The sequence below is a fragment of the Burkholderia sp. Tr-20355 genome (assembly GCF_017104685.1).
Classification (GTDB): Bacteria; Pseudomonadota; Gammaproteobacteria; order Burkholderiales; family Burkholderiaceae; genus Burkholderia; species Burkholderia seminalis.
The window spans coordinates 15,823-28,151 of sequence record NZ_JAAGPK010000035.1 but is presented as its reverse complement, the minus strand read 5'-3'; the positions used below and the strand labels follow the sequence as shown (position 1 = coordinate 28,151).

The following is a 12,329-nucleotide window of genomic DNA, read 5'->3' as shown; positions in this document are numbered from 1 at the left end:
GCGGGCTTCGATGAGGGCGAACGTGCAAAAGGGCTTCAAGGGAATCCCGTGGTGGGGCTGGGCGTCGGCCGCCGCGCTGTATGTCGGCGTGGCGGGCGCCGCCGTCGATTTCGCGTGGGAACGCGCGATCGACGCGCTCGAGGAAACCGGCGCGCACCGGCTCGACCTGTATGCGTCGAGCCTGAAGAGCGAACTCGGCCGCTTCGAGATCCTGCCGGGCCTCGTCGCGCGGCAGGACGGCGTACGCGCGATGCTGAAGGCCGCGCCGCACGATGCGCCCGCGCTCGTGCACTCGGTAAACACCTACCTCGAAGCCGTGAACCGCGACGCCGGCAGCGGCGCGGTCGACGTGATCGACCTGCAGGGCGAGGTGATCGCCGCCAGCAACTGGAACGAGACGATCAGCTTCGTCGGCACCAACGTGTCGTACCGGCCGTACTTCAAGGACGCGCTCGCGCGCGGCAGCGGCCGCTTCTTCGGGATCGGCACCAACACGGGCGTGCCGGGCGTCTATTTCGCGAGCGCGGTGCGCGACGACGGCGTGCCGATCGGCGTGGCCGCCGTGAAGATCAGCGTCGATCCGCTCGAATCGGCCTGGCGCGCGCCGGGCGTCGCCGCGATGGTCGTCGACGGCAACGGCGTGGTCGTGATCTCGACCGAGCCCGCATGGAAATTCACCGCGCTGCGCCCGATCACCGCGCAGCAGCAGCGCGACATCCAGGCGTCGCGCCAATACGCGGGCCGCACCGTCGACGCGCTGCCGTACCGCCGCATCGGCGACCGCAGCTCGGCCGCGTGGTTCGGCACGTTCCCCGATCCACGCCGCGCCGGCCACACCACGCGTTATCTCGTGATGTCGCGCCCCGCGCCGCAGGCCGGCGATTCGCTGATGGTGCTGCTCGACATCGCGGGCGCGCGGCGCCAGCAGCAGACGGCGTTCGTGTTCGTCACCGGCGCGTTCCTGATCGCGGCGCTGCTGGCCGGCTATGCGATCCAGCGCCGCCGGGCGATCGTCGCGCGGCTGAACGCGCAGGACGCGCTGCGCCGCGCGAACGACCGGCTCGAACTGACCGTCGCGCAGCGCACGGCCGCGCTGACGGCCGCGAACGAGCGGATGCAGCGCGAGATCGTCGAGCGCGAGCGCACCGAGCAGCGGCTGCGCGCGTCGCAACAGGAAGTCGTGCATGCGGGCAAGCTCGCGGTGCTCGGGCAGATGGCCGCCGGCCTCACCCACGAGCTGAACCAGCCGCTCGTCGCGATCCGCACGCTGTGCGACAACGCGCGCACGTTCTTCGAGCGCGGCCAGCCGGCGCCGGCGCTCGCGAACCTCGAACGGATCGGCAAGCTGGTCGACGGCATGGCCGTGCTCACCGGTGAGCTGAAGACCTTCGCGCGCAAGCCCGACGTCGAACGCGTCGCGGTGTCGCTGAACGAGGCCGTTGCGCATGCGCGGCTGATCTACGACGCGCGGATTCGCGACGAAGGCGTGCGGCTCGACGTGAACATCGCCCCCGGCACGACCGTGTCGGCCGAGTCGAGCCAGTTGCAGCAGGTGATCGTGAACCTGCTCGGCAACGCGCTCGACGCGGTGCACGACGCACCGGTGCGCCGCATCGTCATCGAAGCCGCCGGGCCGGACGAAGCGGGCCGCGTGCGCTTCACGGTGGCCGACAGCGGCGCCGGCATCGCGCCCGACGTGCTGCCGCACCTGTTCGAGCCGTTCGTCACGACCAAGCCGCGCGGCCAGGGCCTCGGGCTCGGCCTCGCGATCACGTCGCGCCTCGTCGAGGCGTTCGGCGCGAGGATCGCCGCGACGAACCGCGACGAGGGCGGCGCGCAGTTCAGTATCGAATTCGCGGCGGCCACGCCGCAACAGAGGATAGAGCATGGAAGATAAGATTCGCGTGCTGGTCGTCGAGGACGATGAAAACGTCCGGATCGGCGTCGAGCAGGCCGTCGCGCTCGCCGGGTTCCCGGTGGACGCATTCGCGTCGGCCGCCGACGCGCTCGCCCACGTCGCACCGGGCGCGCCGGTCGTGATCGTGTCGGACGTGCGGATGCCAGGCATCGACGGGCTGCAGCTGCTCGACCGCGTGATGGCCGTCGATGCGCAGATCCCGGTCGTGCTGATCAGCGGCCACGCGGACATCTCGACGGCCGTCGGCGCGATGCAGGTCGGCGCGTACGACTTCATCGAGAAGCCGTTTTCGTCGGACGTGATCGCCGGGCGCGTCGCGCGCGCGGTCGAGAAGCGCCGCCTGACGCTCGAGGTGCAGGGGCTGCGCGCGGCGTTGAACAACTGGCAGGGCATCGAAGCGTTCGTGCTCGGCAAGTCGCCCGCGATGGCCGACGTGCGCAAGAAGATCCTGCGCCTCGCCGACACCGCGGTGTCGGTGCTGATCACCGGCGAGACGGGTACCGGCAAGGAGCTCATCGCACGCAGCCTGCACGACTTCGGCGGCCGGCGCGACGCGCACTTCGTCGCGCTCAATTGCGGCGGCCTGCCCGAGCAGATCTTCGAGAGCGAACTGTTCGGCCACGAAGCCGGCGCGTTCACGGGCGCGATCAAGAAGCGCATCGGCAAGATCGAATGGGCGGACGGCGGCACGCTGTTCCTCGACGAGATCGAGACGATGCCGATTGCGCTGCAGATCAAGATGCTGCGCGTGCTGCAGGAGCGCGTGGTCGAGCGGCTCGGCGCGAACGAGCTGATTCCGGTCGACTGCCGCGTGGTGGCCGCCTCGAAGGCCGATCTCGCCGAACTCGCGGCCGACGGGCGCTTTCGCGCGGACCTCCTGTATCGCCTCAACGTCGCGCAGATCGAGCTGCCGCCGCTGCGCGAGCGGCGCGAGGACGTACCGCTGCTGTTCGAGCATTTCGTGCTCGCGGCCGCGCGGCGCTTCGGGCAGCCGGCGCCGGTCGTCACGGCCGCGCAGGTGTCCGAGCTGATGACGCATGCGTGGCCCGGCAACGTGCGCGAGCTGCAGAACGTGGCCGACCGCTTCGTGCTCGGGCTGACCGGCGACAGCCTGCTGTCGTCCGGCGCAGCGCCGGTCGTGGGCGGCACGCTCGCGGAGCAGCTCGCGTATTTCGAACGGATGCTGATCGAGGACATGCTGCAGCGTCACCACGGCAACGTGGCCGATGCCAGCGTCGCGCTCGGCATGCCGAAGAAGACGCTCTATCACAAGCTGCGCAACCTGCGGATCCCCGCGCGCGGCGACGCGGCGGCCGACGGTGGCGAATGACGCGAACGAGCGCACGCACGACAGCATGGATCGCATCGAAGTCACCGAACGCGGACGCATCACCGGCCACCTGATCCGCGGCATCACGCACGCGCGGAAGACCTTCCGCCCGAGCGACTGGCCCGAGCGCCTCGCGGGCGTCATCACGCTGTTCGTCGGCGAACGGCGGCCCGGCTATCCCTGCGCGCTGTCGCGGCTCGCGATGCCCGTCGTCGTCGACAACGTCAAATGCCTGTTCGTGTCGGACGAATTGCGCACCGTATGCGCGGACGCATTCGCCTTCGCGATGCAGTTCGCCGCCGACAACGACCTTCCCGTCGCGCTTCAGACCGCGCCCGCGTTGACGGTGCGCTGACACGCGGGCCTCCTCTTTTTCGCGGCGAAGGCGCATGCGCGCGGGCCGTCGCGCGCCCTTTCATCGGCGAAATGAATCGTCAGACGATTGAAGGCCTCGACACATGACCACGCTGCGACAAGGGTTTCCGCCGCAGCCATCAAAAAAATTGATCGTCACGATGAAAATTATGCGTTTTCCTTGCAGGTCGCCGTGATGCATAGTTGCGTCGTGTTGACGCACCTTTGAGCCTTTCAGTCATGAACATGCGAATCGAGCCGTCCGTGCTCGCGAACCCCGACCTGCAATTTGCGACGCTTTCGTCGGGCATCAGCCTGCCGTATGTCGAGCGGGGCAGCGGTGCGCCGATGGTGTTCGTGCACGGCTCGCTGTGCGACTACCGCTACTGGGATCCGCAACTTGCCGCGCTGTCGGCCCACTACCGCTGCATCGCGCCGAGCCTCAGCCACTACTGGCCGGCCGTCGAAGCGGGCATCCAGGACGAGTTCAGCTGGCAGAACCACGTCGACGAGCTCGCCGAATTCATCGACGCGCTCGATCTCGGCCCCGTGCACCTGGTCGGCCATTCGCGTGGCGGCAGCGTTGCATTCAACGTCGCGCGCCAGCATCCGCACCTCGTCGAGTCGCTCGTGCTCGCCGATCCGGGCGGCCCGCTGCAGCAGCCGGGCGTGCGCGAAGCCGCGCTGCCGGCCGCCGCGCTCGCGCTGCGTACGCAAGCCGTGAACCTGATCGGCCAGGGCGACGTCGAATCCGGTCTCGAGATGTTCGTCGATTCGGTGAGCCTGCCGGGCGCGTGGAAAAAGAGCACGTCGCGCTTCCGCACGATGGCGATCGACAACGCGAGCACGCTGCCGAAACAGCTGCGCGACCCGCTGCCCGCGTATTCGCAGCACACGGCCGGCGATATCGCATGCCGCACGCTGCTGATCGACGGCCAGCGCAGCCCGAAGATGTTCCGCCACAACGTCGATACGCTGTCGCAGTGGATCGCCAACGCGCAACGGCAGACCGTCGCCGGCGCGTCGCACGGGATGAACGCCGCGAGCCCCGCCGTGTTCAACCGTTACGTGCACGAATTCGTCGCCGCGTGATTTCCGGGGCGGCTGTCGCGCCGCCCGTCACGCCTTTTCCCCTCCGACACGAAACGATGCGGGCGGCCAACCCCGCGTCGCGCCGTTGCGCCTGCCTTTGCCTCAGACGACCGGTTCGGCCTTGCGCGTCACCGCATCCGGCAATCCGAACACGCTGTCGAACGCCCAGTTGTACGTGAACGTGAAGATCGGGAAGAACACGATCAGCACCGCGTCGTACAGGAACGCCTGCCACAGCGACACGTCGAGCCACCACGCGATCAGCGGAATCAGGAACGTCACCAGCGCGACCTGGAACCCGATCGCATGCACCACACGCCGCCCGACCGTGCGCGTCGCCGCCGCGCTGCGCCGCTCCCATGCCTCGAACGCGAGGTTGTACAGAAAATTGACCGTGACGCCCGTCGTCGAGATCATCACGCCCAGCAGGCCGCTCGCCGCGACACTCGCCCCGCTCAGCATGCCGAGCACCGACGACGCGACGAGGATGCCGAGCACCTCGAACATCACGACGTAAACTATGCGTCTCTTCCACCCTTGCATGACCATCCACCTTCATGTCGAACAAGGTGGCGAGACTATCAGCGGGCCGCCGCCCGCCCAAGTCAGGTCCTTTCAATTTTGCTGACAGGAGGCCGCCGATGCTGACCAGCGATCACATCGACATGCTGCTGACCGTGATCGACCAAGGCTCGTTCTCGGCAGCCGCGCGTGCGCTCGGTCGCACGCCGTCGGCCGTCAGCATGGCGATCGCGAACCTCGAGGCCGAACTCGATCTCGTGCTGTTCGATCGCGGCTCGCGCGAACCGACGCCAACCGCCGCGATGATCGCGCTGCTGCCCGATGCGCGTGCGATCGCCGATCGGCTGCATGCGCTGCGTGCGCAGGCGCGGCACTTGTCGGAAGGCGTCGAGGACACGCTGCGGCTCGGGCTCGCGGCCGAACTCGACGGCGCGCCCGTTGCGCGTGCGCTGACCGCCGTTGCCGCGAAATACCCGGCGCTCGCGATCAGCATCGTGACCGCGCCGCAGGACGCGATCGTCGACGCCCTGCATCGCGGCACCGTCGATCTCTGCGTCGCGTACGGCGGGCTCGACCTGCATCCGCGGGAGCAGATTCATGCGCTGTGGACCGAGACGCTGCTAGCCGTTGCGGCGCCCGATCATCCGTCGCTCGCCGAAGCCGCGCATCCCGAAGGGATCGAGCGGCTGTCGGGCTTCCGGCAGATCGTGATCGCCGATCCCGAACGGCCATTGACCGACGTGCGGCCGCTGATCGGCAACCGCACCTGGAAAGTGACCGACATGGCGACCGCGATCTCGCTCGTGAAGGCCGGGCACGGCTGGGCGAACCTGCCCGAATCCATGATCGGCCGGTATGTCGCCGACGGCGAACTCGCGCCGCTCGTGTTCGCGAACATCCGCAACGGCTTGCCGCTGCCCGTTTATCTGCGGCGGCCGAAGCATACGGAGCTCGGCAAGGCGGCGAGCGAGCTGGTGCGCGCGCTGCGGGCGGCCGGCGACGGCAAATAGCCGGCGTGGCGGCCATCGCCGCCACGCCGTCGGTCAACGCCCGGCGGCCTGACCGTTAGTTGCGATCAATGCGAGGCAACCGCCGCGCCCTGAATCGAATCGACGAGCGCTGCGTTGTCGTACCGCCGCCCGGCAATGCCCCATCCGCCATCGGCCGCATGCACGACATTCACCCATACCTGCGCCGGCGTCAGGCGCCCGCCCGCGCGATGCAGCACGATCCCGGTCGCCCGTTCGACGAATTGCCGCTGCTTGTCGGGCGCCGCGAGCGCCACGGCAGGCAGTTTCAGTTCGACGAACGCGGCGGGCGCCGCGCGGCCGTGCACGAAGGTCCTGTTACGCGGCAGCACGTTGAGCGTGCCCACCACGTTCGGCGCCAGGAACCCGTTCCCGGTCAAGCCCTCGACTTCCAGCAGCGCATCGGTCAACTCGGCAAACACCGGCCCCTCGTCGTCCGGCGTGAAAACCCCTTCGGATACTGTCAGCGTAATCGGCATCGCACTTTCTCCAGGTCAGGTCATCGGAATCGTGACGTGATATAAATATCAGTCACTCTCTATACATTAGACACTGATCGCTCTCTATGCAAGTCATAAAGAGAGCGATCGCTCTGAAGCGAGCCTGTCATGCGTTATTCCGTCGAGCACAAGCACGAAACCCGCACGCGCATCCTCGAAGCCGCGAGCCGCCTGTTCCGCCAGGAGGGTTACGGCGGCTCCGGCATCGGTCCGCTGACGAAAGCGGCCGGCGTCACCAACGGCGCGTTCTACGGGCATTTCAAATCGAAAGGCGAAGCGTTCCGCACCGTCGTGCTGGACGGCCTCGACCAGCTCCGGCAAGGCGTCGCGGCGCTCAAGGCCGAACACGGCGCGCGCTGGCGGCGCCCGTTCGTGTCGTTCTATCTCGGGCCGCGGCGCACCTGCGCACTCGGCGAAAGCTGCGCGCTGCCGAGCCTGTCGCCCGAAGTGATGCGCGCCGACGACGACACGCGCGACGCGTACGAACAGGCGTTGCGGCAGATCGTCGACGAAGTGTCGTCCGGGCTCGGCGACCCACCCGACGACGACCGCGCGATCGCGTTCCTCGCGCTGCTGTCGGGCGGCGTCACGCTCGCGCGTGCCGTGCGCGATCCCGAACTCGCGCAGCGCATCGCCGACGCGGTCGGCCGCTACGCAGTCGTGATCGCCGAGCGCACGGACGTGCAGCCCGAACGGCAGCCCTGACGACCGGCCAATGAAAAAACCCCGATCCGCGTTGCCGCGAATCGGGGTACTGGCCTCCACCATCTGCCTGAACGGCCCTTGACGGGCCGCCGCGTCAACGTGCTGCGACTTCCGCCTTCACGGAGGCCGCATCGCCGACCGCCGTCGGCGCCGCGCCCCAGCCGCCGCCGAGCGCGCGGATCAGGTTGACGGTCGACACGGCCTGCGCGCCGGTCAACTGGTTCGCCTGCAGTTGCGACTGCAGCACCGAGCGCTCGCTGTCGATCACGTCGAGATAGGCGACCTCGCCTTCCTGGTACTGCGTCCGAGACAGCTTCGCCGCACGGCGCGACGCGTTGACGGCCGCATCCTGCGCGCGGATCTGGTCGTCGAGCAGGCGCAGGTCGGACAGATTGTCCTCGACCTCGCGGAACGCGACGAGCACCTGCTGCCGGTAGTTCGCGACCTGCTCGTCGTACTGCGCGCGCGCCTGCTGCACGCCGGCCGCGCGACGGCCGCCGTCGAACAGCGGCAACGTCAGCGCGGTGCCGGCGAACGGCCCGAGCAGGAACGTGCGGCTCGACCACAGGAACAGGTTGCCGAGCGTCGACGCTTCATAACCGAACGAGCCCGTGATATCGAGCTTCGGGAAGTACGCGGACTTCGCGAGGCCGATCCGCGCATTCGCGGCGGCCATCGCGCGCTCGGCCGCCGACACGTCCGGACGGCGTTCGAGCAGCGCGGACGGCAGGCCCGGCGGAATCTTCACCGCGACCGGCACGATCGGCGTTTCCTTGAACCCGAAATCCGCGGGCGCCTTGCCGAGCAGGATCGCGAGCGCATGCTCGGACGCCGCACGCCGGCGCGCGACGCCGACCGCATCGGCCTGCGCGCTGGCCAGCTCGTTCTTCGCGCGCGACACGTCGAGCTCGCTGATGTCGCCTTCGTTGAAGCGGCGCTGCACGAGCGTCAGTGCCTGCTCGCGCAGCTCCACCGTGCGGCGGTACAGGTCCTGGTCCGCATCGAGCTGGCGCAGTTCGAAGTAGTTCTGCGCGACGTCGGCCTGCAGCGCGAGCTGCACCGAACGGAACAGCGCTTCGCTCTGCGCCTGGTCCGCACGCGACGCCTCGACGTTGCGGCCGACGCGGCCGAACAGGTCGGCCTCGTACGACACCGTGCCCTGCGCGCGCCACAGCGTCGCGTTGGTCGGGCCCGTGCCCTGCGGCTGGAACTGCGACGCCGACGACAGCCCTTCGCGCGTCGGCCCAAAACCGGCGCCGACCTGCGGGAACCATTGCGAACGCGCCGAACGCGTCGCCGCGCGCGCTTCCTCGACACGCGCGGCCGCGGCCTTCAGGTTCTGGTTCGCGGCGAGCGCCTGGGTCTCGAGCGAATCGAGCACCGGGTCGCCGAATACCTTCCACCATTCGCCGCGATGGGCGCCATCTGACGGCTCGGCCGTCTTCCAGGTGCCGGCCTGCTCGCCGGCGGCAAGCGTCGGCGCTTCCTTGAATGCGGCGGGCGCCGCGGCATCCGGACGCTGGTAGTCGGGGCCCACCGCGCACGCGGCGAGCAGCGTCGCGAGCAGGGTGCTCGCGGCCGCCACCTTCGCGAAGCGCATCAGGCCGTTCGTGTTGTGCATGTTGTCCATCTTGTTTTCCTCAAGCATCCGAAGCCGACGCGCCCGACGGCGGCACGCCGTAACCCGACGAATCCTTGCCGGCGACGTGGATCTTGCCGCCCGCGAGCGTCCGCAGCACGACGTAGAACACCGGCGTCAGCATCAGCCCGAACAGCGTCACGCCCAGCATCCCGAAGAACACCGCGACCCCCATCGCATGGCGCATTTCCGACCCGGCCCCCGTCGACGTGACGAGCGGCACCACGCCCATGATGAAGGCGATCGACGTCATCAGGATCGGGCGCAGACGCAGCCGGCTCGCCTCGATCGCGGCCTCGAGCGGCGTCCTGCCGTCGTGTTCGAGCTCGCGTGCGAACTCGACGATCAGGATCGCGTTCTTCGCCGACAGCCCCACCAGCACCATCAGGCCGATCTGCGTGAAGATGTTGTTGTCGCCCTGCGTGAGCCACACGCCCGTCAGCGCCGACAGAATGCTCATCGGCACGATCAGGATCACCGCGAGCGGCAGCGTCAGGCTTTCGTACAACGCCGCGAGCACGAGGAACACGAGCAGCACGCTGATCGGGAACACGTACATCGCCGAATCGCCGGCAAGAATCTGCTGGTACGTGAGGTCGGTCCACTCGAACCGCACGCCGCGCGGCAGCGTTTCATGCGCGATGCGCTCGATCGCGGCCTGCGCCTGGCCCGACGAGAAACCCGGCGCCGGGCCGCCGTTGATGTCGGCCGCCGTGTAGCCGTTGTAGCGCACGACCATTTCGGGGCCGAACGTCGGCGTCACCGTGACGAGCGACGACAGCGGCACCATCTCCCCCTTGTCGTTGCGCGTCTTCAGCTGCAGGATGTCGTCCGCGCGCTGGCGGAACGGCGCATCGGCCTGCACGCGCACCTGGTACACGCGCCCGAAGCGGTTGAAGTCGTTCACGTACAGCGAGCCGAGATACACCTGCATCGTGTTGAACACGTCGGTCACCGGCACGCCGAGCTGCTTCGCCTTCACGCGATCGAGATCGACGTTGAGCTGCGGCACGTTGATCTGGTAGCTCGTGAACAGCGGGCCGAGTTCAGGCGCCTGCTGCGCGCGCTTGATGAAGTCGTTGGTCGCATCCGACAGCTTCGCGTAGCCGACCGCGCCGCGATCCTCGATCTGCATCTTGAACCCGCCGAGCGTACCGAGCCCCAGCACCGGCGGCGGCGGAAACACCGCGACGAACGAATCCTTCATCGTGCTGTACTGCTGGTTCAATGCGCCCGCGATCGCGCCGGCCGACAGCGCCTTGCCATGCCGTTCCGAGAACGGCTTCAGCGTGACGAACACGATGCCCGCGCTCGAGCTGTTCGTGAAGCCGTTCACCGACAGCCCCGGGAACGCGACCGCGCTCTCGACGCCCGGTTGCTTCAGCGCGATCGAGCCCATGTCGCGGATCACCTTCTCGGTACGGTCGAGCGACGCGCCGTTCGGCAGCTGCGCGAACGCGATCAGGTATTCCTTGTCCTGCGCGGGCACGAAGCCGCCCGGCACGACCTTCGACACGAGCACGGTCGCGCCCACCAGCACGAGGTACACGCCGAGCATCAGCGTCTTGCGCGACAGCACGCCGCGCACGCCGCGGCCGTAGTTCTCCGCGCCGCGATGGAACACCTTGTTGAAGCCGCGGAAGAAGCCGCCGAGCACGCGGTTCATCACGCGCGTGAGCCAGTCTTCCTTGTCGCCATGGCCCTTCAGCAGGATCGCGGACAGCGCCGGCGACAGCGTCAGCGAGTTGAACGCCGAGATCACCGTCGAGATCGCGATGGTCATCGCGAACTGCTTGTAGAACTGGCCGGTCAGGCCCGACATGAACGCGAGCGGCACGAACACGGCGACGAGCGTCAGCGCGATCGCGATGATCGGCCCGCTCACTTCCTGCATCGCCTTGTAGGTCGCCTGCCGCGCGTTCATCCCGCTCTCGATGTTCCGCTCGACGTTCTCGACGACGACGATCGCATCGTCGACGACGATCCCGATCGCGAGCACCATCCCGAACAGCGACAACGCGTTGATCGAATACCCGAACGCCAGCAGCAGCGAGAACGTGCCGATGATCGACACCGGCACCGCGATCAGCGGAATCAGCGACGCGCGCCAGGTCTGCAGGAACACGATCACGACGATCACGACCAGCGCGATCGCCTCGAGCAGCGTGTGCACGACGGCCTTGATCGACGAGCGCACGAACTGCGTCGGGTCATAGACGATCTTGTAGTCGACGCCCGCCGGCATGTCCTGCTTCAGCTCGGCCATCGTCTTGCGGACTTCGTCCGAGATCTGCAGCGAGTTCGCACCCGGCGACTGGTTGATCGCCATCGCGACGGCCGGCTTGTTGTCGAGCAGCGAGCGCAGCCCGTATTCGGACGCGTCGAGCTCGATCCGCGCGATGTCGCGCAGGTGCGTGACGCCGCCGTCCGGCGTCGTCTTCACGACGATGTCGCCGAATTCGTCTTCCGTCTGCAGACGGCCGCGCGCGTTCACCGACAGCTGCAACGGCGTGCCGGGCAGCGACGGCGACGCGCCGATCACGCCGGCCGCGACCTGCACGTTCTGCTCGCGGATCGACTGCACGACGTCCTCGGCCGACAGCCCGCGCTGCGCGACCTTCTGCGGATCGAGCCATACGCGCATCGCGTAGTCGCCCGAACCCCACAGCTGCACCTGGCCGACGCCCTGGATCCGCGACAGGCGATCCTTCACGTTGATCAGCGCGTAGTTGCGCAGGTAGGTCATGTCGTAGCGGTTGTCCGGCGAGATCAGGTGGACCACCATCGTCAGCGTCGGCGAGCTCTTCACCGTCGTGATGCCGAGCCGCTGCACGTCTTCCGGCAAGCGCGGCAGCGCCTGGTTCACGCGGTTCTGCACGAGCTGCGTGGCCTTGTCCGGATCGGTGCCGAGCTTGAACGTGACGGTGATCGTCATGTTGCCGTCGCTGTTCGCCTGCGACTGCATGTAGAGCATGTCCTCGACGCCGTTGATCTGCTCTTCAAGCGGCGACGCGACCGTCTCGGCGATCACTTTCGGGTTCGCGCCCGGATACTGCGCCTTCACGATCACCGAAGGCGGCACGACTTCCGGATATTCCGAAATCGGCAGCAGGAACATCGCGATCACCCCGCCGAGCAGGATGATCACCGATAGGACTCCTGCAAAGATCGGCCGGTCGATAAAGAATTTGGAAATGTTCATGTGTGGCTCTGTCTGGTTGAACGCGGATGCGAAGCGGCG

At 68.0% G+C, this 12,329-nt stretch carries 10 protein-coding genes; 6 read left to right on the top strand and 4 right to left on the bottom strand.

Translation table 11 applies throughout. The features are described 5' to 3' along the window. The first annotated feature begins 10 nt into the window (after window positions 1-10). From G3N62_RS12070 to G3N62_RS12055, 4 genes are all read left to right on the top strand, one after another. On the top strand, window positions 11-1,897 hold the full coding sequence (locus G3N62_RS12070; protein ID WP_124670354.1) for an ATP-binding protein: 1,887 nt from the start codon (window positions 11-13) through the stop codon (window positions 1,895-1,897). Next, the gene (locus tag G3N62_RS12065; protein WP_059558955.1) at window positions 1,887-3,248 is read left to right on the top strand and encodes a sigma-54 dependent transcriptional regulator; all 1,362 of its coding nucleotides are present in this window, start codon (window positions 1,887-1,889) and stop codon (window positions 3,246-3,248) included. The genes G3N62_RS12070 and G3N62_RS12065 overlap by 11 nt, the downstream gene beginning before the upstream one ends. A 25-nt stretch (window positions 3,249-3,273) precedes the next feature. After that, window positions 3,274-3,603 carry a DUF3579 domain-containing protein gene (locus G3N62_RS12060; RefSeq protein WP_049029252.1) on the top strand — a complete coding sequence of 110 codons (330 nt, stop codon included), beginning with the start codon at window positions 3,274-3,276 and terminating at the stop codon, window positions 3,601-3,603. Between the two features lie 239 nt (window positions 3,604-3,842). Next, window positions 3,843-4,694: an alpha/beta hydrolase gene (locus G3N62_RS12055; protein WP_059558958.1), complete on the top strand. Its 852-nt coding sequence runs from the start codon at window positions 3,843-3,845 to the stop codon at window positions 4,692-4,694. Window positions 4,695-4,796: 102 nt separating this feature from the next. On the opposite strand, the gene G3N62_RS12050 is transcribed toward G3N62_RS12055, so the two are convergent. After that, window positions 4,797-5,237, bottom strand: a complete 441-nt coding sequence (locus G3N62_RS12050; RefSeq protein ID WP_124670355.1) for a PACE efflux transporter — start codon at window positions 5,235-5,237, stop codon at window positions 4,797-4,799. 98 nt (window positions 5,238-5,335) lie between these two features. On the opposite strand from G3N62_RS12050, the gene G3N62_RS12045 reads away from it, so the two are divergent. After that, entirely contained in the window at window positions 5,336-6,226 is an 891-nt protein-coding gene (locus G3N62_RS12045; RefSeq protein WP_124670356.1) for a LysR family transcriptional regulator, read from the top strand. Window positions 6,227-6,291: 65 nt separating this feature from the next. Here the strand turns inward: G3N62_RS12045 and G3N62_RS12040 are convergent, their stop codons facing one another. Next, on the bottom strand, window positions 6,292-6,723 hold the full coding sequence (locus G3N62_RS12040; protein ID WP_034187792.1) for a hypothetical protein: 432 nt from the start codon (window positions 6,721-6,723) through the stop codon (window positions 6,292-6,294). A 129-nt stretch (window positions 6,724-6,852) separates the two neighbouring features. Between G3N62_RS12040 and G3N62_RS12035 the strand changes: the two genes are divergently transcribed. Continuing rightward, window positions 6,853-7,449: a TetR/AcrR family transcriptional regulator gene (locus tag G3N62_RS12035; RefSeq protein ID WP_059558960.1), complete on the top strand. Its 597-nt coding sequence runs from the start codon at window positions 6,853-6,855 to the stop codon at window positions 7,447-7,449. Between the two features lie 94 nt (window positions 7,450-7,543). Here G3N62_RS12035 and opcM read toward each other — a convergent pair whose 3' ends face one another. Next, window positions 7,544-9,079 carry a multidrug efflux transporter outer membrane subunit OpcM gene (opcM, locus tag G3N62_RS12030; RefSeq protein WP_034187790.1) on the bottom strand — a complete coding sequence of 512 codons (1,536 nt, stop codon included), beginning with the start codon at window positions 9,077-9,079 and terminating at the stop codon, window positions 7,544-7,546. 10 nt (window positions 9,080-9,089) lie between these two features. After that, complete coding sequence (gene ceoB / locus G3N62_RS12025) at window positions 9,090-12,290, bottom strand: multidrug efflux RND transporter permease subunit CeoB (RefSeq protein ID WP_034187789.1); 3,201 nt, start codon at window positions 12,288-12,290, stop codon at window positions 9,090-9,092. Window positions 12,291-12,329: the final 39 nt, after the last annotated feature.